The sequence below is a fragment of the Terriglobus saanensis SP1PR4 genome, from assembly GCF_000179915.2.
GTDB classification, from domain to species: Bacteria; Acidobacteriota; Terriglobia; order Terriglobales; family Acidobacteriaceae; genus Terriglobus; species Terriglobus saanensis.
On sequence record NC_014963.1, the window covers coordinates 3,384,863 to 3,410,889 of the forward strand.

A 26,027-nucleotide genomic window follows, 5' to 3' on the forward strand; every position below is an offset into this window, starting at 1 on the left:
TTGATCAGACTAGCTCGGGAACGACGAACGGCCTTCGGTAGCCTCGATCAGCGCCGCGCAGCAAGCGGTTCGCTTCCTCATCGTTCTGCACAAGTTGAGTTTGAGGATCGAAGTCGAGCGTTCTGCCAAGACGATACGATACGTTTGCAAGGTGCGCCAAACCTGAGGAAATGTGACCATCTTCGATAGGTGCGCGGAGATCTTCCTTCTTACGGCTGACGACACAGGCGATGAAGTTAGCGAAGTGGTCTTCAGGGCCATCGGCTTTGGATGGGCCCGGCTTCTGATCGCGCCCGAAGAAGGTTTGGTAGCCTGCGACGTTGTCGATCGCGAGATAGCCCTTAGGTCCATAGAAAATATTTCCCACAGAGTTATAACTTCCCTCCAGTGGTCCCATTCCACCTACGGCCGTTTCTCCCACCACTGCGTTTGCGGGGCGCGCCGCGCCAATACCTGCTTCGTGATTCGTCATCCAGTGGCGAACCTCGAATTCCAACAGGACGGGCTTCTTGTTGAGACGTTTGTATTCAAAGGCGCAGTTGAGAGTATTCGGCGTCTCCTGGTCGTCATCAAACATGACGTGCCCACCGATAGCGGAGATCTTGTCAGGAAAGCCAAGACCAAGTCCCCAGCGTGCAACATCCAACTGATGAATACCCTGGTTTCCAAGATCGCCGTTGCCGTAGTTCCAGAACCAGTGCCAGTTGTAGTGGAAGTGGTTTTTAGTGAACGGTAGAGAGGGTGCAGGCCCTGTCCACAGGTCGTAATCGACGCCAGGAGGGACGGGAGAGATCGGCGTGCGACCAATGGTATCTCGCCATTTAAAACAGAGGCCGCGCGAGAGATAGACGTCGCCTAGAATCTGCTGGTCGCGGATTTTTTGTATGGCGTCCATCACTCCTACATTAGAGCGAGTCTGCGTTCCATGCTGGACGATGCGATTGTATTTTGCGGCCGCCTTGACCATCTGGCCGCCCTCCCACAAGTTATGCGAGCAGGGCTTTTCAACATAGACATCCTTACCAGCCTGGCATGCCCAGATCATCATCAGGGCGTGCCAGTGGTGTGGAGTAGCAATGGAAATAGCATCGATAGATTTATCTTCGAGTAACTTACGAATATCTTTGTAAGTCTTTGGTTGGTGTCCCAGCTTTCGCACTTTGGCTGCATGTTCGGTAAGTACGGTATCGTCGATATCGCAAAGGGCAGCGATTTCCACGTTCGGCAGCGCAGCATAGCCTTTGATATGGTTTTCGCCTCGTGCGCGCAGACCAACAATGGCGACACGTACGCGATCGTTTGCACCGACACGTTTTTGTGCGGAGCCCCACTTACCAAAACCTTCTGCAGCAGCGACTGCGGCCACTGACTTTGCGCCTGTCTTAAGAAACTCTCGTCTGCTCTCGTCCATCTCTGCTCACCTCCCAAAGTTGAATGTACTTAGCGCAATTACGGATGCTTGGAGTATTCGCCGTACTCTTCCGCGACCTTTGCCTGACGGGAATCACCTTCGTGGATAAAGACGCGATAACTGAAGGTGATGCTTTGCCCCGGAGGGATGGTGTAACTTCCATCCTGCTTTGGATCGTTGAGAAAGTAGGAGAGTCCGAAGACATTGGCTGCAAGGAGGCCGTATCCACGCGCATGCCAGTAGGTGGGATGGCGGAAACTTTTAGGGCTGTCGAAGACGGCGATGCCCACCTTCTGTCCATCGATCGTTCCATCCACGTTTACCCAGTTTGCGCGCTTCCCCCAGACCTGGGCTTCTCCCTGGCCTCCCTCGGAGTTGGTCATGGTTCCGTTGGTAGCTTCGAGTTCGGGTGCCACGCGCACAGCGAAGGTGCCCTCTTTGGTGTCGCCGAACTTTACCGGCTTGTCGAGAGCATGAAGGACAAAGATGCAGTCGACCATGCGTGTCTCTTTACCGCCGCTGAAGGTGAAGCTTTGGTCTTCACGTGCAAAGGTCTTTCCGTCCGGACCCACGAGATCAAAGGAGGCACGGATGAGCCCGGAAGACGCGCCACTGCGGACCTCTTCCAGTTTGCGGAAGACCATCCGACCGAAGTTAGAAGGCGTTGTGGGCGGATAGTATTTCGAATACAGACCTTCGGCCCAGAAGTTATATCCGTTGATATCTCCATGTGCGAAGTAGAGTGGTCGTTGATGCGGCTCGAAGCCTCGGTCATGCTCGTGGCCCGCAGGAATGGTCTCCATCACGGGATAGCCGCGTGTCACTACCACTCCATTCGCGGTGCGGAGCGGCTGCAGATAGGCCTTCGCAATCTTTGGATCGAAGTGATAAGTGGTGAAGAACTTTCCGCCGATCGTAACTTCCACGGCATTTCCCTGCTGCTTGAGCGTCACTCTCTCTGCGACGCTCTGGCCAGGAGAGCACAGGACGCCAATGGCGAGGAGCGGTATCGCAAAGCGAAGCAATCGAAATTTCATGCACGGTCCTCTCAAACTAGGGTGTTCCACGATGCTTCTAAATCTGGATACAACAACTTTCAGCGGAGCACGTCTGCCGCGATGGCCTCTTTTTGCTGCTGCAGAATGCGCCACATGGTTCCGGAGAAGATCAGTGCCTGGTCAGACTCTGAGACATCGCAGGCCTTCAACATCGCGTGGTAACGAGAGAGCGATCCGTCAAACTCATTCAGATCTCCGCCGAAGACGTCGGAGGCGAAGAGCAGTTTGGTGAAGGCTCCAGGCCCACCGGAGGGAGTATGAGGACTGACGACTCCGCTCCACCAGAAGATCGAGCGGAAGAAGCGATAGTCCTCCTGTTTCTTCAGAAGAGTTGTGCCGGAGGCGTCGAAGTACAGATTCGGATCCCAGCGTCCTATCTCCGCAGCTTCGGCATAATCGGGATTGCCGAGATGCGCACCGATGAGGATGAGTTTTGGCCAGCGGCGCGCAATCAGATCGAGACGCGTAATCCGGCTTCGATCGAAGCTGACATCTTCTGCTACTTCGGGGTGCAGACGATTCACAATCCCCGTATGGAACAGAAGGATCATGTGATATTTGTTGGCGCGCTCGTAGATTGGCCAGTAGATGGGGTCGTCGTAGTTCTTGAGAGTCCTGGTGATTTCGCCGAGTCCGAGCATTCCGGCCAGGTGAAAGCGTTCCATCTGGTTCATGATGTCAGGGTCGTCGAGGTTCACATCGCCGAAACCCACAAAGCGATTGGGATGTGCCTGGATGAATTTGCTTGCCTCGGGCAGTCCTTTGGGCGTGATCAACAGTACCGCAAGGCCATCGGCCTGGTTGAGTTTTTCGAGTAGGGTGCCGAGAACGTTGGGTTCGCCGTTGTAATGAAAATGAACGTCGATCAACTTCGGTGCAACCGTTTGAGCTCTCACGGACAAGGCGGCGAAGAGCGATAGCAGCAACATTGCCCGTCGACGTGTCGGTCGCATTCGATCCACCAGCCCAATTTTCGCAACGATAGGACGAGCGTAGGCAGACGCTTGAGCAGTGTCAAGAGAAATTGCACACTTTTGCGAAAATTTTCTTAGAATCTTCCGCACTTTGATTTCTGTTAAACGGCTGGCACGTCTGTATGCTGCTGTCTGGACTGTTTCAAACACACTATGCCTGCAAAAAATCACATCGAGCTTGTCGTCAAAACATTGGCCGTATTGGAGTCTCTTGCCACGAGTGAGCGCGGAAAGGCGTTGAAGGAGATTGCCGCCGATGTTGGACTTGGAAAGAGCACTGTTTTTCGAATTCTCTTTACGCTGAAAGAAGCCGGATATGTTGAGCAGTATGCGGCCAATGGGAGCTATCGTCTGACGCTGAAGACCGGCGGTCTGGCGCGGCGTCACAGCGAGCGACTTCGCCTGACGGATGTAGCTCGTCCTCACTTGATTCGTCTTCGGGACGACCTGGACGAGTCCGTTGCTCTGGCCGAGCGAAGAGCACAAGCGGTCGTTTTGATTGACGTTCTCGAAACCTCTCATCCGCTGCGTCTCTCTTTTCAGATCGGTGATGACTGCCCTATTCATGCGACGGCGCTGGGCAAGGCGGTGGCGGCATTCCTGTCGCCGGAGGAGCTTGCTTCTCTTCTAAAAAACTTTGCTCTACCTCAATACACAAATCGAACAAAGACCAAGGTATTGCAACTGAAGGCGGAACTGGCGCGCACGAAGGTCAAAGGCTATTCGATCAATGATGAGGAGACTGTAACGGGCGCTCTGCTGGTCGGCGCCCCACTCTTCGACCGGAACCGTATTGTGTGTGGTGCACTAAGCGTGAACACGCCCACTGCACGGTGTTCAGAGAAACGAAGACAACAGTTGATCGCTGCGGTTGTGGAAGCGGGACAGCATATCTCCGGCGATCTTGCGGATGTCGGCTTCCTTCATCCCGTGACAAACTCCGGTAGCTAAATCTTTCAACGACCTCCTTTCGTGAGTGGTGCTACGCCAGCCATGCATCGAGATTCTGTTTTATAAAGGCGTCATCGACGAGATGAGGATAGGCAGCGACCACGCGGTCAATCTCTTCCATTTGGCCAATAGACAAGTCCTCCTTTGGGTTAAGGCACCAGCGTCCCGCCATGAGCCCCTGACGCCGCAGGACTTCGTGAATGCCTGCGATGCAGCCGTGGAAATGATTTGCAACGTCGAAGATGGCCCCATTCATGTCCGTCACTTTTCCGTTCCGAACGATCCACTTGAGATCGATGGGTCCGTCTGATGCCACGACTTCGCGGATCTCGCGATGCATCGCTACTGCCGTCTGGGTCCAAACCGCCCAGTGACCGAGCAGGCCTCCGTGCATACGTACCGTCTTGCCTGCATAGGTAAACGGCGAAAGAAGGTCCAGCACGATGTGATCGTCGTTGCCGGTATAGAGCGTAATTTGATCGCTACGGCCCGAAGCGATCACTCCGCGAAGAACGTCCTGCGTGGCGTAGCGATGGAAGGGTGCGATCTTGATGGCGATGACGCTTTCGATCTCTGCAAACCGACGCCAGAAATCGTAGGGGAAGATACGGCCACCGACTGCAGGCTGGAGATAGAAACCGAGGATGGGCATCACTTGCCCCACAGCACGGATATGCGCGAGGATCTCGTCCACAGGGGCTTCACCCATAGCCGCCAGACTCAGGAGGGCTGTGTTGTAACCAAGGTCGCTTGCGGTGCGCGCTTCGGCCAATGCCTGTGTCGTTTTGCCACAGACGCCCGCAACCATCACCATATCGCTACCCGCGAGCGTCTCCGCAGCAAGTTCCAGCACTGGTTTATAAAGATTGAACTGCGGCTGACGAATTTCGAATTGAGTGGAGTGCACACCAACGGCCACACCGTTTGCGCCTGCCGCGCGGTAGTAGCGTGAGAGTGCGCGCTGGTGCCGCTCATCCAGCTTGCGCTCCGAGGTGAGGGCCAACGGATGTGCGGGAATCACACCGCCTGCCCGCAGCTTCTGCATCCAGATTGATTTAGAAGCGTCCATCGCGGCTCTCGAATTTCGTTGGCTTACCCAGGGTCACACCTCCGGCACTTAGCCAGTTGGCGGTCATCTCAAAAAGCTCGTCTTCACTTACTTCCGGCGGACCCAGAAGTTCGGTGCATAGGGAGGAATCGCTCAACAGTGCAGTGGCCGCTTCTCCGCCAGTGAACTGCGGCATCTTTCCAAAGCGGCTGCCGAAACGCTCAGCCATCTCCCGGACGGAGATCGTCCTCTGACCTGTCACATTTAGAAAGCGGGCAGGTGACGTACATAAAGAGAAAGAGCGGAGGCAGTACGAGTTTGCGTCGCCCTGCCAGATGACGTTGGCATATCCCGTCGTGAGGTCGATCGGTTTGCCGTCCAGGACCTTCTGGCCGATGTCGACCAGCACACCATAACGAAGATCGACGGCGTAGTTAAGACGGAAGATCAGTGTGGGCGTGCCATGAGCATTTGAGATGTATTCAAAGAGACGTTCGCGTCCCAGTGCGGATTGCGCGTATTCGCCCGTCGGCGCGGTAGGAACAGTTTCATCCGCTCCACGCCCCTGGATGGGCATGAAGGGATACACGTTGCCGGTAGAGAAGGCAACGATGCGCGAGTGGCGGAAGCGGTGCGCTGCAAGACCGGCCATCCAGACATTTGTAGCCCAGGTCATCGGTTGGTCGCCTACAGAGCCAAACTTTCTGCCTGCCATGAAGACAACATTCTCAGCGTCAGGCATGCGGGCGTAACTTGCAGGATCGAGCAAATCGGTTTCAATCAGGTCGATGCCGTCCTTATGCGCGGCAAAGACACCCTCGCGGTCTTTACGAACAACGACGATCACACGATGTTTTGCACCCGCTTCCTGGATGGCCCGCTTGATCCGAACCGCGAGGGTCGGTCCCATTTTGCCGCCAGCGCCCAGGACTAAAACGTCTCCGCTCCACCCCGAGGCTGCGGCAATATCCGCGGCAGAGGGTTGCGTCAGAAGCTCTTCGAGTCCCACTTCATTCCGAATCTGCGGCTCAGCCATCATGATCGTTCTTCTCAGTGGAATCTATTCTGTTTATGATACGGTTCACGTTAATTGCTCCTGAACTTCTTGTCAACGAAACAATCGCGTTCCTCAAGATGAGGCGCGTTCTGTCGCAAATTCGTTGGCGCGATCACCTGAACACGAAGACCGATGAAAGATGCAAAGAAGACACGAAAGGCGGAATGAAATGTTCTCAGCAAAGACCTGCTCACAACAGACACGTTCTCTTCGCAAAGCATTTGTCCTTACAGCCGTTCTGCTGGCGTATGTTCGCTCCGACGCGGCGCACGCACAGGATTTGAAACTTGGCATTCTGGGAACAGACTCTTCGCATGCGGTGGAGTTCACACGGATTTTGAATGATCCCTCAGCCATGGACCACGTTGCAGGCGCGAAGATCGTGGTGGCCTACCGTGGTGGGAGTCCTACTCTTCCGTTCAGTCGCGACCGGATCGTGAAATTTACAGAAACTCTGCAGAAGACTTGGTCCATTCCTTTCGTGCCTTCGATGGTAGATCTGTGCACGCAAAGCGATGCCATTCTGGTGCTGAGTGTGGACACGAGTGCACGCATGCGGGAACTCGGCGAGGCGGTAAAGTGCAAAAAGCCCATTTTTATCGATAAGCCCCTTGGGGGGACGCTGGCCGATGCGCTCCAGGTGGCTAAGTTTCTCGATGAGCAGCACATTCCCTGGTTCAGTACCTCTTCCTTGCGGTACGGCCACGAACAACGTCCGGCCAATGTTGTGGGCGCGGAAACCTGGGGGCCCGGAAAGTACATCGAAGGGTTTCCCCTGGACCTGACCTACTACGGCATTCATTCGATTGAGTCGCTCTTCAGCATCATGGGGCCGGGCGTGCAACAGGTCGCACGTACCCGCGTAAAGGACACAGACGTGATCACCGCGATCTGGACAGATGGCCGCATGGGGACCGTTCGTCTGATTCACCCGGAATCGACCTATGGCGCCGTAATCTTTCGCGAAGGGGGACACGCCGAACCCAATAACAATCTCCAGGTTGGCTACGGCCCACTGGTGACGGAGATTGTGAAGTTTGCGCGGACCTCGAAGCCTCCTGTCTCAGAACGGGAAACGCTGGAGATCTTTGCCGTGATGGATGCGGCGCAGCAGAGTCTGCAAAAAAATGGCGCATTTGTACAAGTCGTTGTGCCGGAGATAAAGAAGCCTTAGGTCTTCGCCCCATAAGCTCTATTTATGTCTCAAAATTCATTTGCTCTGCAAGCGGTTGCATGAAAGGATATATCCATGCGCCGATTGAGAGCGGACCCATGGGATCTTTAGCCTGGCTCGTACTGGGCGCTTACTTCGTCTTGATGATCGGTGTCGGTTACTGGGCCCGCAAAAAGGTCAAGACCGCCAGCGATTTCTTTACCGCAGGCGGCTCTATGCCGTGGTGGTTATCGGGTATCTCGCACCACATGTCCGGGTATAGCTCCGCCGTCTTTGTGGGATACGCGGCCCTGGCGTATACCTCGGGCATCACGGTTTATTTCTGGTGGGCGTGCTCCATCGCGCTTGCGCTGATCGCCGGTCTGGGGATCTTCCCTGCGAAGTGGGCGAGGATGCGGCAGCGACTAAACGTCATCTCCCCTCTCGAATATCTGAAGATCCGTTACAACCTGCCGACACAGCAGTTGCTGGGATGGAGCGGCGCTCTCCTTAAGATCTTCGACGTAGGTGCAAAGTGGAGCGCCTCGGCGATTCTTCTCCACGCCTTTGCAAACGTCCCCTTTTTCTGGGGAGTCGTTTTGACCGGTGGCGTTACGGTCGTGTACTCCGTAATGGGCGGCCTATGGGCCGATGCGTTGACCGACCTGAGCCAGTTCGTGATTCAACTGGTTGCCGGTATCTCCATGCTGGTGGCCGTACTGCATCGTCTGGGCGGTGTGAGCTCGTTGTGGACGATGTGGAAGTATCTTCCCGCGAACCATGTAAAGCCATTCCATGGGGACTACACTGTGGCCTTCGCCATGACCTATTTCTTCGTGAATCTGCTTTCGTATAACGGCGGAAGCTGGAGCCTGGCGCAGCGATTCATTGCTTCCTCTACAGGAAAGGACGCTCGGAAGTCTTCCCTGCTTTCAGCGTCTCTTTACCTGGTGTGGCCGCCGGTGCTCTTCTTTCCGATGCTGGCTGCGCCGGTTATCTTTCCTCACTTACAGGATCCATCTGAATCCTATGCGTTGCTTACAAAGACGCTGTTGCCTTCGGGCTTGATCGGCCTTGTGCTCGCCGGGCTCTTTGCCCACACCATGGCGATGACCTCCTCCGATGCGAATGCGGTCTCCGCAGTCATCGTGCGCGACATCGTTCCAGTACTTCGCGGTGGAAGAGACAAACTGAGAGACGCAACCCAGTTATTACTAGGCCGCGTCTCTACGTTCTGCTTCCTTGCACTCAGCATGATTCTGGCACTCTTTGCTTCACACTTCGGCGGAGTGATTGGGCTGGTGATTCTTTGGTACGGCGCACTGATTGGGCCCATCGCCATTCCGATGTTGCTGGGGCTGCTCATGCCCTTCCGGCGCAGCGGGCCCGCTGCGGCCATCGCATGCTGGGTAATGGGAGCGGCCACGTTCGGTCTGGCCAAGATCTTTCCACCGGCACAGTGGCTCGGCATGCCTTCTCGCTACGATAACGCCCTCGCTGTAGGCGCTCCCATGCTCGCTTCATTCCTCACCTACGTAATCGTGGGCTACCTTGCACCGCTGCACAGCGCGAGTTCGATGTACTTCCTGCAGACACTGCAGGACGATATGCCCTCAACACCTCTTAAACCAACTCCCACAGAAAATATCAGCATAAAGAAAGTGAAAGCGTGACGATCACCACCCCTGGATTACTGAAGACCTCTATGAATATTCGAATTGAACCAACGCGAGAGGCTCTGGGCAAAGCGGCCGCAACGGATATCGCTCAGGCAATCCGTGAAGAGCTCCTTTCCAAGCCAACGCTGAGAATGATCTTCGCCGCGGCCCCCAGCCAAAGCGAGATGTTGCATGAGCTCATCCGCCAGCCGGGCATCGACTGGCAGCGCATTTCGGCCTTCCACATGGATGAGTACATTGGCCTTCCCGAGCGCTCTCCTCAGAGCTTCGGCATGTGGCTGCGCGATGCCATCTTCGATCGCGTCCCTCTGGCCAACTATCATCTGATCGAACCGGGAAACAAGCCAGAAAAAGTCTGCGAAGATTACGCGCAAAAGCTTGCAGAAGGTCCTATCGATATCGTCTTGCTGGGTGTCGGCGCAAATGGACATCTTGCGTTCAACGATCCCCCTGCCGATCTGGACGACCCACTCTTCGTGAAGGTAGTGGACCTGGACGATGTTTGCCGTCAACAACAGGTCGACGATGAATGCTTCGCAACGTTCGAGGACGTACCCACAAAGGCGATCTCGCTCACGATACCGACTCTCTTGCGTGGAGAAAGACTGTTCTGCTGCGTTCCCGGATCGTTCAAAGCCAGGGCCGTACGCGATATGGTCCATGAGCCGGTCAGCGGGAATTGCCCTGCTACGGCGCTTCGTACGCATCCTCGCTGCATGGTGTATCTGGATCCTGAGTCGAGCGCGGAACTTGAGCGCGAATAAAGATCCATTCTTACGGCATCGGAAAGCACCTGCTCCTTCTACGAGCAGGCGCTTTCCGATGCCTGGAAAAAGGAACCTCTAGACGCTGGAGTATTTCTTGCAGAGCTGTTGAATTTGCGCGATCTGCGAGGGTACGCCTGCCTTGTTCAACTCTTCTCCCTCGTACGACATGTAGCCCTTGTACCCGGCATCGGCAAACATCTTCCAGACGCGATCCATGTCAATCAGCGAACCATCGTCAAAAGTATTCCGAATGTGGGTATGGCTGGCAAAGGGAACACATGCGGCAATTTGCGCATAGGAGTCCTGCGTAGGTGAAGGCGCGAAGTGCGAGATATCGATGTTAATGCCAGCATAGGGCGAGTTCACGCGGTGCATAATCTCCAGGCAGACGTCCGCGCTTTGCGAAACGCCAACGTGGTCTTCAAGACCAAGCGTGATGCCCTTCTTGCCTGAATAATCGCATGCGGACTTCATGGTATCGACGACCCATGTTGTGGCCTGCGCGAGGGTTGTGCCCGCGGGCTGCTTCCCTGCGAAGACACGCAAATGGGGCGCGCCGAGGCGGTCCGTCACATCGACCCACTTCTTAATCTGCGTGAGAACGTCGGCACGCTTCGCGGCATCGGCCTGGACCATGCTCGCGCCACATCCTGCGCCGGAAAAAGGCACGCCGTGTTTGTAGCCAAGATAGCGAAGGTTCTCGATGTATCCCGGCGCGGTGGACTTCATATAGTAGACCGTCATATCGACGCCATCGAGGCGCAACTCTACGGCCTTTTCAATAAAGGTTTCGAGCGTGAGAGAACCATTTTCGAACTCATGACGATAGGTGTAGGCGCAACAACCGGAGAAGAGCCTGGGAGTCTTCGGTACGGAAGGATAGGAGGTGGCGGTTTGCGCCACAGCGGAAGGGGCTCCGACAAACTCCACACCTGCGCCGGCGAGCATACCTGCACCGACTGTCTTCAGAAACTGACGACGTGCCATTTGATTTTCCATCTTTCCTCCGATGAGAACGACTCCGTGCTGCATGGATGTTTGCTGACGAAACAGCAAGAGAGAGCGGCGAGTCCCAAACATAACAAGTTCTGCCGTATCATGCAACCGATTGCATGATATTCTCGCGTCAATCTCTGCAACACACCTTCACACGTCGGAGAACATCGATGGGGCTTTCGAATCGACGCAGCTTTCTGCAATCGGCAAGCGCTCTTCTAGCCAGTACCGCCTTCCCGCTACACAGTCAGGCACGGGAGACACGGAGTTCTTCCGTCCCGCGCCTCGGCATCGTCGTGCAAGTCAAGCGTGGAGGAAGCTCCGAAGAAGTCATCAAGCATGTGCATGACCTGGGATTTCCAACCTGCCAGATCTTTTTCGACGAGTTGAATATGCGCGAAGCACAGCCGCTCCTGCTCGCGCTCAAGAAGTACGGCGTGGAAGTCTCTGCGCTCAGTGAACACAATCCGGGCCCTCGCATCTTCGACTTTTATCGCGGTCCGCTGACCATAGGCATTCTTCCCCAGGAACACCGGCGTGCCCGGATCGATGCTCTAAAGTTGGCTGCGGACTTTGCACGCACATGTGATATCCCATCCATCCACACGCATCTTGGGTTCATTCCAGAAGACCCAAACGATCCGACCTATCCCGTGGCCGTCGAGGCTATCAAAGAAGTCGCACAACACTGTAAGGACCAGGGACGAATGCTGCTCTGCGAAACCGGCGAAGAGACCCCCATCACCATGCTGCGCATGATTCAGGATGTTGGAACGGGGAACGTTTTTGTAAATCTGGATACAGCCAATCTCATCCTCTATGGCAAAGGAAACCCGGTGGACGCGATGGACGTCTTCGGCCATCTTGTTCGCGGCATGCACGCGAAGGATGGACTCTTTCCAACAAACCCTCGAACGTTGGGCGAAGAAGTTGCGATTGGCACAGGCCGCGTGGACTTTCCTGCCTTATTCAAAAAGCTCAAGGAAGTGAACTACGATCGCACGGTGACGATCGAGCGTGAGATCTCAGGTCCGAAACAAACCGCAGATATCCTTCAATCGAAGGTCTATCTTCAGCATCTGATCGACGTCAACTTTGGATAATGCTCACGGCCCTCGCCTGCTTGACGCGTAACTGTTGGCCCTTTCATTTCAATTTCTATCCTGGACGCATAGACTTCTGATATGCGTCCGATCAAGACAAATCCGAGCCCCACGATCAGCGATGTAGCAAAGGCTGCCAGCGTTTCCACAGCCACTGTCTCGCGAGCCTTCAGCCGTCCGGAGATGCTGCGCCAGGAGACGGTGAACCAGGTTCGCTTCCACGCAACCAAACTTGGATATCTGCCGAACCTGGCAGCCCGCGCACTCAGCACGGGCAGGCAGGGAAATATCGCCATCCTTGTGCCGGATATTGCGAACCCGTTTTTCCCTCCCCTGCTCCGGGCGGCCCAGGCTACAGCAGACTTCGCCGGATACAGCGTCTTTCTCGGCGATTCCGATGAAGATCCAGAGAGAGAGCAGCGCCTGGTGAACAAGCTTGTCATGCAGGTGGAAGGATTCATCCTCGCCTCCTCGCGCATGCAGAACAAAAAAATCCTCGAACTTTCAGAACGGCAGCCCGTCGTTTTGATCAATCGAGATACGCCCGGACTGCCTCGGGTTCTGATCGACACCGTTGCCGGGATTGATGCGGCTGTCGCTCATCTTGCAGCGTTCGGCCACCAGCATCTGGTGTACATCAGTGGGCCCGCTGCCTCCTGGTCAGACCAGCAACGACGTTCGGCTGTGAGCAACGCTGCGGCCCGCCACAAAATGAAGATGCAGTCTGTTCCAGCACGACATCCAAGCTTTGACGCGGGCAGAGAAGTCACGAGCACCGTTCTGAATATGGACGTGACCGCAGCAATCACCTTCGACGACTTTGTAGCCCACGGCTTGCTCGCGGGGCTCGCAGAACAGGGCGTTCTGGTCCCCCGCGACTTCAGCGTCATCGGGTGCGACGACGTGCTGGGAGCTTCCACCTACCCAGCGCTTACAAGTGTCTCCGCGCGATGCGATGAAGCTGGACGTATGGCGGCAGACCTTTTGATCAGTACTTTGCAGACCGGCAAGCGCGGCGATGTGCGCTGCCTATTGGAGACATGGCTCGTGATTCGGGATACGACCGCACCTGCTCCTAAAACAGGCCGTCCAAAGTTGAAGAAGAAAGTTCTTCCGAAAAACAATCTGGGAGATCTTGCATTCACGGGCACGCGAAGCTCTGTTTAACCGCACAGCGTCTCCGTGATCAACTAAAAAATGATCCTCATCCTCGCTCCAAGCAGCGCCGTCGTATACGCGTGAGCATTGTTGGTTGGGTGGATGGACACTTCGAGATCCGGCCCGAGTTCCAGGCTCTTTGTCACCCTCACGCGATAAAACGTCTCAAAGAGACTTTCATGGTGCTTCGCTCCATGGCTTGGGTCTGTGAGCGTGAAGGATGCGCCGAACATATCGCCTCGTCGTCCGAAGGGCCGTATATGGACCAACCCCGCGTCAAACACTCTCTTAATCGATGAGCCTTTATCCGTGGCGATCCCAATGCGCCCAAATGGAACCCAGCCGTCTTTCAGTTCATAATCCGATCCAAATCCCACCCCGGCTCCGCTTCCCTGTGTCGCCGTATCGTCACGCCACACCACGAACCGGAACAGATGCTCCTGCTGTGTTGGTGAGCCCTTCTTCCATCCCAGTTCGACGGCGTTCATATACTTTTTATCGACAAGCGTCTTAAGGTTCTTCTCCTGCCCACCTTCTGTATCCACCGTGACCGCATGAATGTAAATGCGAGGCGTGACCTGATACTCGAGCGCTGCGCCTCCCGCGTAGGTCCCGTCCGAGGGAATGGTCAGATTTCCATCGTTCTCTGCATTGAGAAACTGCGTTCGTTCGTCGTTGTTGTAGAGGCTAAGGCTGATGAACTCGTTGGGGTGAATCTTCCCGATATAGAAGGCCATCCTCTTTTGATAAAAATCCTGCCGATAATACAAAACATTCAGAGTAATCGGACGCTGCGCACCCCCACCCGGCAGGCAATTGAGTACCAATCCTGAACCCAGCGAATCGCTCAAATTGAACTGCTGACTCACGCCGAGATTCGTACCCGAACGCACCAGCAGACTGAACGAACCCGCGCTTCCGCCGTGGTCATACGCCTTCCATCCACCCGCCAGATCGAACCGCCCCGTTCCCCAGTTATGTCTTATTCCTTCAGGTGTCGAGGTGGCGTACTGGTTGACGACGGTATAGGTCGCCGCAAAGCTGAGCCCCTCTTTCTTACGAAGCTCGTTCATTGTTTTGTCGGTGGGTACGAGCAGCAGGCGAAACGGATCGCGGACGAAAAGCGGATCGGAGGGCACCCTCGACAATACGGCCACATCCTGGTCGAGGGCCTGTCCCCCGATCGTCGAATCAGAACCTGCCTTGTCTGTGTCTCCGGCCTGCGTCTGCACCTGCACGTGCGCCGAAGCATGCGGCGACCCTGACCCCACCTGCGCTGCAGCCCCATCGCATCCCAGCATGAGTGAGGCCAGAACGGCACTGCGCACGATCCAGTCCATCGGTCGCAGCGAATTCGACCAGAGACAACTCCATTGATTTTTCATAACCTGCCGTTCTTTAGCCAACGCTTCAGGACAAGCATATCGCCCTGATCTCCAATCGCTTTCCGCCGGCGCGTAGTTCGATGATCCGGCCTCCCCGATGACTCATATCCGGTCCTGGAGATCTGGAAGAAGAACTGCTGGTTTTCTGCCAGATTCGGTCACTTATGGGACCCACGAACCTTCCTTCGCTTTGGAACATCCAACAAGTCATGGCAACCGCTCCGAACGATCTCTTCTCTCCGCTCGCGCAACGCTCGGTAACCTTTCCCAACCGAGTTGTCGTCTCGCCCATGTGCCAGTACAGCTACACCGACGGCATCTCTGACGACTGGCAGTTTGTGCATCTCGGCAGCCGCGCCGTCGGAGGAGCAGGCACAGTCTTCACCGAAGCTGCAGCAGTCAGCCCCGAAGGCCGCATCACGCTCGGCGATCTAGGGATATGGACGGACACGCACATCGCTCCGCTCGCCCGAATCAATGCCTTCGTGAAGGCCCAGGGCGCTGTTCCGGCGATCCAGCTTGCGCACGCCGGACGCAAAGCCAGCATGGCAAAACCGTGGGACGTGCCTTCGCGAGCAGTTCCAGTGAACGAAGGCGGCTGGCTGACGGTTGGGCCAACCACCGAGCGGTTTTCCGAGACCTATCCGACGCCATCAGCGCTCGACCGTTCTGGCATGGACAAAATAGTGGCAGACTTTGCCGCAGCCACACAGCGCTCTGCCGCCGCTGGCTTTCTCCTCGCAGAAGTCCACGCCGCCCACGGCTATCTCCTGCATGAATTCCTTTCTCCGCTCTCCAACACGCGCACCGACGAGTACGGTGGCAGTCTGGAGAACCGCGCACGCTTTCCACTCGAGATTGTTCGTACGGTCAGAGCCAACTTCCCCGCTGAACTTCCGGTCTGGGTTCGTCTCTCCGTCACCGATTGGATCGATCCCTCAAAAAACATTCCGACCGGAGGCCTCACGGTAGAAGACTCCATCGCCTTCGCCAGGCTCTTGAAAGCCGAAGGCATCGATCTCGTGGACTGCTCCTCCGGCGGCAACGATCCTCGTCAGCAAATCCCCATCGGCGCGGGATATCAGGTCGCCTTCGCAGACCGCATCCGACGCGAAGCCGGCATCCCGACGGGCGCAGTCGGCATGATCACCGCACCGGAGCAGGCAGATCAGATCGTCCGCACAGGCCAGGCAGACGTTGTTCTGCTGGCGCGAGAACTTCTCCGCGATCCCTACTGGCCCCTGCACGCTGCGGAAGCTCTTCACAAACCCGCCAGCTGGCCCGTACAGTACGAACGCGCCGCTCACGGCAAGGTGGAACGTCGCGAACCACTCAAGTATTGATTCATCCAGAAATCGAGGTCAACCATGCCCGTCGTTCGCACCTGCAGTCACTGCCAACAGAAAAACCGCATCTCGGCCAGGCATCTTAGCGCCACTGGCCGCTGCGGAGCGTGCAAGACCGAACTCCCTCCCATCGCTGAGCCCCTTGCCGTCGACACCGCCCTGTTTGACGACATCGTCCAGAACGCCACCGTACCGGTTTTGGTGGACTTCTGGGCTAGCTGGTGTGGCCCATGCCGGACCGCAGCTCCGGAGGTCTCCCGCACAGCCGCAGACATGGCAGGTAAGGCCATCGTCCTGAAAGTAGACACAGAAGCTCACCCAGAACTTTCGGCCCGCTATCAGGTGCGCAGCATCCCCAACTTCGTCGTCCTCTCTGGTGGACGCGCCGTCTTTCAGCAACCGGGGCTGGTAGGCCATCAACAGATGGAGCAGTGGCTCCGTTCAGCCTCGGCTCAAGGCACCACCGCATAAACGAAGTCAAACTCCAAAACCTAACCTGTGCCCCATGCATCGCGTTCTTTGCGATGTGTGGGCTATGCGCAAAGCGCATCTATCGCTCGAAGAGCGACCCCATAACGACAACAAGCTCCAATGGCGAGATCAGAATCGTCACATACTCCGTAACGCGCGCATCGCCCAGTGCGAAAGAACTCTGGGGACAGATCGCATCACTGCTCCTGTTCGTACCAAAATGGAGTCTAGAGAGATACCCGTTGATTGGGCGATAGGGACAGCGTCCGCGTCGCATGGCCAGGAAGCTTCAACGAAACCTTCTGGGCCTGTTCATGAATCCCCAGCAGCGCGACCGGCTTGCCCGTCTTATCTGTAACGAGGCGCGCTACACCTGATTGCAGGCTGGCAATTAGGTGGCCGTTCAACCTAACCTCTCCGCCATGGCTCTTATAATTCACCTCGGCAACACGTCCAGCATCGGTCACGATGCGGAAGTACGCCGCCTCCGCCGCAGGATGCCCAGGTCGGATATTCCACTGCAACTCATCCGCCTCTTCGCAGACACCCACGAGACGCCAGGTGTACTCCATCATCACCAGCGATGCCGGGGAGTAGCTCGGCATATCCTGCTTCGTGAACACGCCATCGAGCGGATCGAGCTGCTGGCGAAATGTCATGTCTCGCTGCAGTGCCTCACACCAGCGATCCATCATGAAGCTGAACTCGGCGGCGCGCCCATAGTGGTCGAACCAACGAACCGCGCGCAATGCCGTCAAGGCCTGTGATGCCCCGCCCCATGAGTTTCTAGGGATGGGCCGTACGAACTGCGGATCGTCCAACGCAACCGAAGGCAGTGGAAACGGAGCCCAGAACGCCTTCGGGTTATGGATCTGTAGCGTCCACAGCTCATCGAAGAGCTTCTGGTCTACCACGTGTTCCCCGCACATCCGACTGAGAATATCGGAGCGAACCTTAACGAAGTGGTCTTCCCCATCGAGATCGTAGAAGGCCGCATCCTCGGGAACATAGAGTTTGGAGAGAATCAGCTCTCGAATATCTCCGGCACGATCCATCCAGCGCTGAGAATCTGCTGTCTTCCCCAGCGCCTGCGCCATCGCCGAAAGCGCAAGACGTCCGCCATACACAGTAGCCGATAGGTCCGGACAAAGCCGCGGAAGACTCGGGATCGGCGGATACCTCTTCGCGTCCTTGCCCGGACACTGCGGTGGAATACCTTTCCATCGCGGACTATTATCGTGCCCGGTGTCGTAGGTGCAGAAGCCTTCCACCAGTCCGGTGCCGCGCGTGTTGCGAAACTTCGCAAGCCACTCATCCCACTGCGAGCAGGACGTATACGCCACACGCAGCAGTTCGTCATCGCACGTCGCCCGCGCCAGTTCCCACGCCGTCGCGGCAATGGGGACCACCATCTGAATCTGTCCGAAACCTGTCTCTGTCAGCTTGTTGTTCGCGGGAAGCTGCCCGTCCGCGCGCTGCAGCTTAAAGAACGTCATGTGGCTGTTGCGCGCAACATCTTTGCGAAAATGCCGATAGACAAGCGACTCATGCGGCCCACACTCCTGCCAGATACCCGCATAGCTGGCGCCTTCGATAAGCACCGGCTTGTCATACTTCGGCATCACCTGCACGTTGTGCGCGAGGATGCTGAGCGCCTTGTCGTACGCATCCTGCCAACGCCGGTTGGACGTGCGAAACTCAGGCGCGGACCCCGAACTGTCTGGTACTTGCGCGAGAACGGGAAGGCCGCTCAGTACGGCAAGCGAAGCGACTCCCTGCTCCATAAAAACACGTCTGCTGACTCTGCTTCGCATCAAGTACCCATGTCGACCACGGTGCTACATTGCTAGACCCGGTGATTCTAAACGGGAGGAAGAGACCGGCATCCCGCGTCGGCTGGCTCCCACCTACGTAGAGATCGTAATCCTCCGAATCGGTAGCCGTCCGGGGGGGTTGTTTTCTCCAAGTAAGTCTCCGCAAATGGCCGTGCCTCCTTCCTGCCCCGGATACCATGCTTCAAAAACCGCCGACGCAACGGCGATTAAGGGGTTTTGCTAAGCGTGAAGTTTCTACAGAGCCGGGGATGAGACAAGTGAGACAGGTACGGTTCCTGACGGTCAGGAAGTGAACAATATAGGCAATTTTTGAATTTGAAATCGGGTTCGCGATAAAACGAACGGCCTACTCCGCGGAAACCTCCTGTTTTGGCAGCGAACTTGCCTTCCTATGCAACAAGACCTGTCGCGGAATTTTAATCTTCTTCTTGTGGACAGCGTACACTTCCTCTGCTACGTTGTTGTGGCCGGCGTACACAGCCGAAGCGAGGAGGCAAGGATGAGCACAACAACGGCACAGATTTCAGACACACCCGTGAAGCTAAAGACTGGCAATTTCGTCTGGCACGAACTCAGAACCACCGACGACAAAGCGGCGGAAGACTTCTACACCCACGTCGTAGGTTGGAAGGCGAAAGGGTCCGGCGATCCCGGTGGCATGCCATATACGCTTCTTTGCGTTGGAGATCGAGAAACCGCTGGTCTCATGGAAATCACACCTTCGCTGTCCGCTGGTGGCATGAAAGCAGAGTGGGTTGGGTTCGTGGGTGTAGACGACGTGGATGCCTACGCTCATCGGCTGGAACAGGCTGGTGGTAAGTTGAAATTCCCGCCACAGGACATTCCCGCAGTCGGTCGTTTCGCTTCCGTAGAAGACCCGCAAGGGGCGGTCTTCTTCTTATTCAAGGGATCGCTCGCGGACGCGCCAACGCCTCCTCCCGAGGGAACCCCAGGTACAGTCGGCTGGAACGAACTCGCAGCGAATGATGGCGAGTCCGCATGGCCTTTTTACTCCGGTCTCTTCGGCTGGAAAGAAGACAGCATCATGGACATGGGCCCAATGGGTGCTTACAGAATCTTCAGCAACGGCGGAAATTCCATCGGTGGCATGATGACGCGCGATCACTCAAAATCCTCGGCACCGACCTGGCTCTACTACATCAACGTCGGCGATATTGACGCGGCGGCAGCACGCATTCAGGAGAAGCAGGGCGTCATTCTCATGGGGCCGCATGAGGTTCCCGGTCCGGTGTGGATCATCCTCGCCAACGATCCGCAGGGAGTGATGTTCGCCGTCGTCGGTACTCGAAAGACCGCAGCCGCTTAGTTCGAAAAAGCTTTGTCCGACAGGAGAACGATATGGTTGACCCAAGGATCCTTGTCCCGGCAACGGAACTCGCAGCAAAGAACACGGTGAGTTTTCCGAAGGAAAGCAGCGCCTATCGGGAGGCGCGCAATGCTCTGCTTGCAGAAGAGATCGAACTGCGGCGGCATATCGAACGGGTCGCAGAGTTGCGTCGCGCACTGCCACCCGGCGGAGAGATACCGCAAAACTACGAGGTCGAAGGAGAAGCGGGGCCAACTACCTTCGACCAACTCTTCGGCGACAAACAGACACTTGCGGTCTACAGCTTCATGTTCCCGCCGCAGCGCCCGCGTCCTTGCCCGGTATGCACATCGCTGCTCTCCGCATGGGATGGTACGGCGAGGAACCTCCGCGAACGCATTGCTTTAGTGGTCTTTGCACGTTCCCCCATCGATCGGCTTCTCGACTTCAAGAGAGAGCGAGGCTGGGTCAACCTGCAACTTTATTCCGACATTACAGGAGACTACACGCGCAACTATGTAAGTGCCGAAGATGAGGACTATCCGGGATTAAACATCTTCACACGCCGCGATGGCACGATCCGCCACTTCTGGGGCGGAGAGATGGGCGGCAGCATGGCCGACCCCGGCCAGGACCCGCGAGGCGCTCCAGACATCGATCCACTCTGGACGATCCTCGATCTCACACCCGAAGGTCGCGGTACAGACTGGTACCCAAAGCTTGAGTACACCACGCCTCCTCTCATGAAGATCGAAATGAGTGAGAGCGCCGTGCCGATTAGTGCTGGTTCCAGCTAACGCGATCGCCCAGCGCAGCATTGCGCGCTACGAGCATCAAGCTTCCTTAGTGCAAGACGCCAATGTAAACCGAGTTTGCAGGCAGGCTCATCGTCGCGTCGCTCACGCCAGACTCAAAGCTCCCTCCTCCAAAGAGAAGCTCCGCCGCTTTCAAATTTTCCAGACCAGTATTTTCTTTCGGGATATGGAAGCGAACATCCTCATCCCCTGAATGGATCGCAATCAGAAGATGTCGCCCGCCTTCTGTTCGCAGATAGACGATGCTATCGGCAGACGTATAAACAATCTGTTCTACACCGCTCCGCAGGGCGCTCTCTTTTTTCCGCAGGTTAAGCAGCTGTCTTACCCAGGTCAACATCTCTTGCGGCGCCGGATCCGGTATTGGCGTCACCTTTGCCTGTCCGCTCCTCGGGAAACCACCGAGAAAATCGTGGCGATTCTCTGGATCGTCGCCGCCTGTCATCGCGATCTCATCCCCCGAGTAAAGCTGCGGCATCCCGCGCGTCGTCAGTAGAAACGCAAGCGCCAGCTTCTGCCTGGCCACGCTCGCGCCCGGCAAACTCAGAAATCGAGAGGTGTCATGGTTATCCAGAAACGGGACGAGACGCTCCGGATGTGGGTAGAGAGAATCATGTCTGAGTACCTCAGCCAACTGGTCCATCGTTGCCTTTCCACTAAACACGTTACCCATGGCGACATGCAGCGGAAAATCGAATGGAGTATAAAGCCCCGTATCGGCGCCGTCGCGCGTGACCCCTCCGGCAAAGGAAGAAGTAACTGTTGGATCCGGATTGAAAACCTCCCCCACGGCGGTCAGATGGGGATAGAGTTTCTGCAGCGTCGCATGAAAATCGCGCCAGAACTCGCGTCGAACATAGGGAAACGTGTCGATGCGCAAGCCATCGACACCGCCCTGCTCAATCCACCAGATCGCATTTTGAATCAGATATTGCGAGACCACCGGGTTTTCCTGATTCATGTCCGGCAGCACATCGGCAAACCAACCCTCGGTCACATCGCGTCGATCACGCCACGGCGCATGGGGATTAACGAGCGGGAGAAAGTCGCCTTGCGCAACGTGATGATTCGCCTTCGTCCCGTGAAACCAGTCCGGCTCAGGTGAATCATTGACCCACGGATGCGCGGGTCCAACGTGATTGGGAACGGTGTCCAGCACGAGCTTCATTCCCCTGCTATGCAGGGCAGCAGCCAGTGCACGATAGTCCTTAAGTGTGCCGTAGTGCTCGTCGACGGCGTACATATCGGTCGCTCCATAACCGTGATAGCTATCGGGCTCGTGATTCTGATAAACAGGCGTAATCCAGACGGTCGTAATGCCCATGGTTTGGAGGGAATCGAGGTGCTCGATCACTCCGCGCAGATCTCCACCATGCCAGCCGCGCGGCCGCGCACGCTCTTCGACTGCAACGGCACTCGCCGCGGGACTGTGCGCATCCGGTCCGTCGTTCGTCAGATCTCCATCCGCGAAACGATCGGTCATGATGAGATACATCGCATCCTGCGAAGAGAAGCCTGCAAAGCCATCGCTCTCTCCGCGTCGCGGCGCAAAGGTAAACGGCATCGCCGCACGTCCTGCACTTGTCTCCGCAATCACAGTGATGTTCATCGGCTTCTGCGGTGCCGCACTCAGCCACAACTCCGCCCAGTGACCGTTGGCCGAGATCTTTGCGTGATCGATAGGGACCGCAGGGCTATCCGTGCGAAAACGTGCGCCCGTAAAGTTCTCTCCCTGCACCAGCAACATCGCCTTCGGCATATTCACCCACCAGTTCGGCGGGTCGACCTTGATCATGCGCGGAGCCTGCGCAAACACCGAAGAGGATAAGAGAAGAAAGAGAGCAGCGCAGCGCTTGAAAGTCATATCGTCCAATTTTTGTGGTGCGTAGGTGAGACAGAAAGTGAAGCACCACACGACCAGGTCGTGTGGTGCTTTGCCTCCGTTGGTGAATCCTTTAGAAAAGGAAACGCAGCGCCATCTGCATCTGGCGTTCAGATGCCTGGCGGGTTGCAGTAACACGACCGAAGTTGCCATCCGTCGGATTCGTCGTCGGATTGGTGAACTGCGGCGTGTTGGTCACATTGAAGACCTCCGCACGAAGCTCCGTCTTGATACGCTCCGTGAAATTGAGCGTCTTGAAGAGAGAGACATCGCCCGTGGCAAGACCAGGACCGAAGAACTGGTTCCGGCCCGTGTTGCCTTGTCGATTGACAGGAACGACTTTAGAAAACGCACTCGTGTCGAAATACGTGCCCGTGATACTGTGCGCGAACGTGACTGGCTTGACCGCATCGGCACGAATCGAAACGCCGCCGCCGAAGGTTGGGAAGGTAACAGAGAAGGGCGAACCCGTCTCCAGCTGGACAACGGTATTCATCTGCCAGCCCCCCACCAACAGATCCAGACCGCGATTCATGTTGTTCCCGAACATCCGTCCCTTGCCAACCGGCAGATCGAACAGAGCGCTCGAAACAAACACGTGACGCTGGTCCAGGGTGGAGTTTCCCTTGTTCAGAGTGTGGTCGTAGAAGTACAGATCGCTGACAGCAGAGAAGCCGATATAACCGTTGGTGTTGTCGATATTGTGCGACCAGGTATAGGACGTCGTAAGCGTCAGACCCTTGGCCGCACGATAGTTCAACTGTGCCTGCAGGCTGTTGTAGTGCGAGACGCCGTCGTTCAGGTTGTAGACCACCTGTCCCAGGTTCGGGAAAGCGTTCGGTCCTGTCGAACCGAAGGGCTTGGTGTTGTAGTTATATCCGGTAGCCAGATGCGTTCCCAGATTTCCAACATACCCAACCGTAGCTACAGTGCGGTTTCCAAACTGCTGCTGCAACTGCAGATCGTACTGCTGAACCGAGGGCAGCTTCGCCGAACGATTGACCGCGAAGACGTTGATGCCTGCCGGAGGGTTAGTGCGATCGAAGTTGGGCGTGCCAGGAAGCGGCAAGGGATTCGTCGCTGCCGTGCTGATGAGCGATCCGTTCACCGCGTTCTGTCCCGTAAATGTAATACGGTAACCGCTGCTGGCAAAATAGCTTGTGCTGCCACCGAAGGGAACTTGCTGGCCCAGCTGGTTATCGATCCCACCGCGATCCAGGAAGTAGAAGATGCCGTAGCCGCCACGGAGAACCGTTTTGCCCTGACCGTAGACGTCATAGCTGAAACCGACGCGCGGTGCAAAGTTCGTATAGCGCTGATCGATGATGGAGCGAGGCACACCGTTCTGCCCAGCCAGGTCGATGAAACCGGACGTAGGGTTCAGTGCCGCCTGCCGATTCTGCTGCTCCGTCGGATAAGTGATCAGGTCATAGCGGAATCCGAGGTTCAAAACGAGCTTGCTGTTTACCTTCCAGTCGTCCTGTATAAACGCACCTACTTCGTAGTTGCGCGTTCCGAAGAGACCAGTCTGCGCGCCGATGCTGTAGTTGTCCACAAAACCCGCAAGCAGTTCCGAAACTTCATAGCCGGTAAAGTCGCCGTTTCCAATCTGGAAGAAGCCCTTTCCGGAGATAGGACGGAAGAAGGCGACGTCGCGACGAATGCCGCTGCCGCCGATCTTGAAGGTGTGATGACGTAGTGTGTACGTCACTGCATCGTTGATCTGGTAGGTGTTCTCCGGAACCACGTAGCTTCCGTAATCGCCCGTGTACTCAATCTGGTTCTGGTTACCGCCGATCAGAGCGCCGCCGCCCAGATCCGGGGTGCGATTCGCATTGACGATACCCAGGTTTGCCGAAATCGGCGTGTTGGAAAAGACCGGGCGGTTGGCAAAGGTGTAACGGTTATATCCGGCACGGAACTCGTTGATCACGTTCGCAGAAAAAGTATGCGTCTCGCCGATCGCATAGCCACGGCCGTGAACATAGCTGACACCGGAAGCGAATCCTGCAGGCAGCGTGGAAAACCGCGAGGTGCGGGAGAAGTTGCTGTTGTCGTAGATGAACCGCGCAAACAAGCGATCCTTGCCGGTCGCGTTGTAGTCCAGACGGCCGTCGATCGTGTTGTTGTGCGTAATGTTGGTGCGGATGGTGCGGTAGTTGTTCTGTGTGCCATTCACCAGACCGGGCAGGTTGGGCAGCGGGTAGGCATTGAGATAGGCCACTGCCGCACTGTTTAAACGCCCTGCAGGGATCTTGTTGCCTGCAAATTGCTGGCAGGTGTTTGGATCATAGATACCGCCGTTGACTACCACGGTAGGAGCGGCATTCGCGACGCCGCAAATCGACGGTGCCATCGTGGAGCCCTGTCCTAGCAGCTCGGTAAAGTCGCCGGTACGCATCAGAGCTGTAGGCACGGTAACGATCTCAGGATTGAGAGGCTGATTCTCTCGCACACCCTGGTAGTCGCCGAAGAGGAAGAGTCGATCCTTAAGAAGCGGTCCGCCTGCCGATCCGCCAAACGTATTGCGTTTGAAGGGGAGCACAGGCGCAACGCTTGCCCCTTGAAAACGATAGTTCGGGCTGGCGTCGAAGAGGCTGGAGCGTGCGAACCAGAATGCGGAACCGTGAATGGAGTTGGTTCCGGATTTGATCGAGCTCTGAACGATCGAACCACCCGCCCGGCCAAACTCCGCCGGAGCCGTGCTGGTGTTCACACGGAACTCTTCCGTTCCTTCGATGTTCGGGAAGAAGTCCAGTGTGTTGACCAGTGATTCGTTGTTGTCGATACCGTCGAGGATAAAGTTGTTCGCCTGGGGACGAAGACCGTTGCTCGAAAGCGATCCACCGCCGCCGGACGCGTTACGGAACGTCTCGGCATCCCCGTTCACACCGGAGGCGCCATTGCCATAGTTTCCGCGCGTGACACCTGGCGTCAGTAGAGCCAACTGAGTGAAGTTTCGCCCATTGAGGGGGAGCTCCGTGATCTGGCGTCCCTGAATGACCTCGCCGACGGACGACGTGGCTGCGTCGACCAGGGGAGCTTCGGAGGTAACCTCAATGGTTGTGTTCTCGGAACCTACCGTAAGCGCAAAGCTGAGGGTCTGCACCTGAGAAACCTGCAGGTTGAAACTCTGCACCGCAGACGTAAAACCCGCCTTTGAGACAGTGACCTTATAGCTTCCGCGCGGAAGAGCGGGAGCGTTGTAGTTGCCGCTGTCGTCGGCCAGGATGGCCGTGGTGGCGGACGTTTCGGTGTTGACGATGGTGATGGACGCGCCGGGTACGACCGCTCCGGTGGAATCAGTGATGACGCCATTCACGCGACCGGTATCTGTCTGTGCGAGAAGGCGCGACTGTGTGCCAAGGATCAAGGAGAGAATGACGACGGCCACGCCCAAAATACGGCTGACCGGGCTTCTCATCTTATAAGGGGTGTTCATAAACTAAAGCCTCCAGGAAGAAACATCGGTCCGGGTCTTTTCACGGGCCGATTGCTTCACCGGGACTAACACTCGTCATTCTGCAGAGATCACCGCAATCTTCTTCGTTTCCTTTGTCTTTCTTTTTTAGATCAACACTTTCATCAAATCAAATCAATCACTTAGCAGC

General features: G+C 56.4%; 21 protein-coding genes. 10 read left to right on the forward strand and 11 right to left on the reverse strand.

All coding sequences use genetic code 11. From position 1 onward, the window contains the following. Positions 1-4 precede the first annotated feature (4 nt). From ACIPR4_RS13610 to ACIPR4_RS13620, 3 genes are read right to left on the reverse strand one after another with little or no spacing between them, the layout of a single operon-like run. The gene (locus ACIPR4_RS13610; RefSeq protein ID WP_013569242.1) at positions 5-1,411 is read right to left on the reverse strand and encodes a Gfo/Idh/MocA family protein; all 1,407 of its coding nucleotides are present in this window, start codon (positions 1,409-1,411) and stop codon (positions 5-7) included. 38 nt (positions 1,412-1,449) lie between these two features. Next, complete coding sequence (locus tag ACIPR4_RS13615) at positions 1,450-2,448, reverse strand: DUF6807 domain-containing protein (RefSeq protein WP_013569243.1); 999 nt, start codon at positions 2,446-2,448, stop codon at positions 1,450-1,452. Between the two features lie 59 nt (positions 2,449-2,507). Beyond that, positions 2,508-3,422, reverse strand: a complete 915-nt coding sequence (locus ACIPR4_RS13620) for an amidohydrolase family protein (RefSeq protein ID WP_083811936.1) — start codon at positions 3,420-3,422, stop codon at positions 2,508-2,510. Positions 3,423-3,596: 174 nt separating this feature from the next. Between ACIPR4_RS13620 and ACIPR4_RS13625 the strand changes: the two genes are divergently transcribed. Further along, positions 3,597-4,394: an IclR family transcriptional regulator gene (locus ACIPR4_RS13625; RefSeq protein WP_013569245.1), complete on the forward strand. Its 798-nt coding sequence runs from the start codon at positions 3,597-3,599 to the stop codon at positions 4,392-4,394. A 31-nt stretch (positions 4,395-4,425) separates the two neighbouring features. Here ACIPR4_RS13625 and ACIPR4_RS13630 read toward each other — a convergent pair whose 3' ends face one another. Together ACIPR4_RS13630 and ACIPR4_RS13635 are read right to left on the reverse strand one after the other, a co-directional pair. Further along, on the reverse strand, positions 4,426-5,463 hold the full coding sequence (locus ACIPR4_RS13630) for a dihydrodipicolinate synthase family protein (protein ID WP_013569246.1): 1,038 nt from the start codon (positions 5,461-5,463) through the stop codon (positions 4,426-4,428). Beyond that, on the reverse strand, positions 5,450-6,481 hold the full coding sequence (locus ACIPR4_RS13635; protein ID WP_013569247.1) for an NAD-dependent epimerase/dehydratase family protein: 1,032 nt from the start codon (positions 6,479-6,481) through the stop codon (positions 5,450-5,452). The genes ACIPR4_RS13630 and ACIPR4_RS13635 overlap by 14 nt, the downstream gene beginning before the upstream one ends. A 187-nt stretch (positions 6,482-6,668) precedes the next feature. Here ACIPR4_RS13635 and ACIPR4_RS13640 point away from each other — a divergent pair, with 187 nt between their 5' ends. The 3 genes from ACIPR4_RS13640 to ACIPR4_RS13650 all read left to right on the forward strand — a co-directional run bounded on the left by ACIPR4_RS13640 (position 6,669) and on the right by ACIPR4_RS13650 (position 10,095). Continuing rightward, a complete protein-coding gene (locus ACIPR4_RS13640) occupies positions 6,669-7,673 on the forward strand; it encodes a Gfo/Idh/MocA family oxidoreductase (RefSeq protein ID WP_013569248.1) in 1,005 nt (334 codons plus the stop codon). Positions 7,674-7,771: 98 nt separating this feature from the next. After that, the gene (locus ACIPR4_RS13645) at positions 7,772-9,325 is read left to right on the forward strand and encodes a sodium:solute symporter family protein (protein WP_049781135.1); all 1,554 of its coding nucleotides are present in this window, start codon (positions 7,772-7,774) and stop codon (positions 9,323-9,325) included. Positions 9,326-9,357: 32 nt separating this feature from the next. Further along, positions 9,358-10,095 (forward strand): glucosamine-6-phosphate deaminase, encoded by a 738-nt coding sequence (locus ACIPR4_RS13650; RefSeq protein ID WP_049780925.1) that lies wholly within the window; start codon positions 9,358-9,360, stop codon positions 10,093-10,095. A gap of 78 nt (positions 10,096-10,173) precedes the next feature. Here ACIPR4_RS13650 and ACIPR4_RS13655 read toward each other — a convergent pair whose 3' ends face one another. Next, on the reverse strand, positions 10,174-11,085 hold the full coding sequence (locus tag ACIPR4_RS13655; protein ID WP_222829229.1) for a sugar phosphate isomerase/epimerase family protein: 912 nt from the start codon (positions 11,083-11,085) through the stop codon (positions 10,174-10,176). Positions 11,086-11,264: 179 nt separating this feature from the next. Here ACIPR4_RS13655 and ACIPR4_RS13660 point away from each other — a divergent pair, with 179 nt between their 5' ends. Further along, a complete protein-coding gene (locus tag ACIPR4_RS13660) occupies positions 11,265-12,197 on the forward strand; it encodes a sugar phosphate isomerase/epimerase family protein (protein ID WP_013569252.1) in 933 nt (310 codons plus the stop codon). An 81-nt stretch (positions 12,198-12,278) separates the two neighbouring features. Next, entirely contained in the window at positions 12,279-13,364 is a 1,086-nt protein-coding gene (locus ACIPR4_RS13665) for a LacI family DNA-binding transcriptional regulator (protein WP_013569253.1), read from the forward strand. 23 nt (positions 13,365-13,387) lie between these two features. Here ACIPR4_RS13665 and ACIPR4_RS13670 read toward each other — a convergent pair whose 3' ends face one another. Further along, entirely contained in the window at positions 13,388-14,740 is a 1,353-nt protein-coding gene (locus tag ACIPR4_RS13670) for a carbohydrate porin (protein ID WP_144312436.1), read from the reverse strand. Positions 14,741-14,949: 209 nt separating this feature from the next. On the opposite strand from ACIPR4_RS13670, the gene ACIPR4_RS13675 reads away from it, so the two are divergent. Both ACIPR4_RS13675 and ACIPR4_RS13680 read left to right on the forward strand, forming a co-directional pair. After that, the gene (locus ACIPR4_RS13675) at positions 14,950-16,083 is read left to right on the forward strand and encodes an NADH:flavin oxidoreductase/NADH oxidase (protein ID WP_041586786.1); all 1,134 of its coding nucleotides are present in this window, start codon (positions 14,950-14,952) and stop codon (positions 16,081-16,083) included. Between the two features lie 24 nt (positions 16,084-16,107). Beyond that, complete coding sequence (locus ACIPR4_RS13680; RefSeq protein WP_013569256.1) at positions 16,108-16,557, forward strand: thioredoxin family protein; 450 nt, start codon at positions 16,108-16,110, stop codon at positions 16,555-16,557. Between the two features lie 227 nt (positions 16,558-16,784). Here ACIPR4_RS13680 and ACIPR4_RS13685 read toward each other — a convergent pair whose 3' ends face one another. Both ACIPR4_RS13685 and ACIPR4_RS23530 read right to left on the reverse strand, forming a co-directional pair. Then, entirely contained in the window at positions 16,785-18,341 is a 1,557-nt protein-coding gene (locus ACIPR4_RS13685; protein WP_013569257.1) for an MGH1-like glycoside hydrolase domain-containing protein, read from the reverse strand. A gap of 123 nt (positions 18,342-18,464) precedes the next feature. After that, on the reverse strand, positions 18,465-18,599 hold the full coding sequence (locus ACIPR4_RS23530; RefSeq protein ID WP_083811998.1) for a glycoside hydrolase family 3 C-terminal domain-containing protein: 135 nt from the start codon (positions 18,597-18,599) through the stop codon (positions 18,465-18,467). Between the two features lie 292 nt (positions 18,600-18,891). On the opposite strand from ACIPR4_RS23530, the gene ACIPR4_RS13690 reads away from it, so the two are divergent. Beyond that, positions 18,892-19,719, forward strand: coding sequence for a VOC family protein (locus ACIPR4_RS13690; protein ID WP_013569258.1), 828 nt, complete (start codon positions 18,892-18,894; stop codon positions 19,717-19,719). Positions 19,720-19,751: 32 nt separating this feature from the next. Then, positions 19,752-20,516 (forward strand): DUF899 family protein, encoded by a 765-nt coding sequence (locus tag ACIPR4_RS13695; protein WP_013569259.1) that lies wholly within the window; start codon positions 19,752-19,754, stop codon positions 20,514-20,516. A 46-nt stretch (positions 20,517-20,562) separates the two neighbouring features. Here ACIPR4_RS13695 and ACIPR4_RS13700 read toward each other — a convergent pair whose 3' ends face one another. Together ACIPR4_RS13700 and ACIPR4_RS13705 are read right to left on the reverse strand one after the other, a co-directional pair. Further along, on the reverse strand, positions 20,563-22,398 hold the full coding sequence (locus ACIPR4_RS13700) for an alpha-amylase family glycosyl hydrolase (protein WP_013569260.1): 1,836 nt from the start codon (positions 22,396-22,398) through the stop codon (positions 20,563-20,565). 91 nt (positions 22,399-22,489) lie between these two features. Continuing rightward, positions 22,490-25,858, reverse strand: coding sequence for a TonB-dependent receptor (locus ACIPR4_RS13705; RefSeq protein WP_013569261.1), 3,369 nt, complete (start codon positions 25,856-25,858; stop codon positions 22,490-22,492). Between the last annotated feature and the right edge of the window lie 169 nt (positions 25,859-26,027).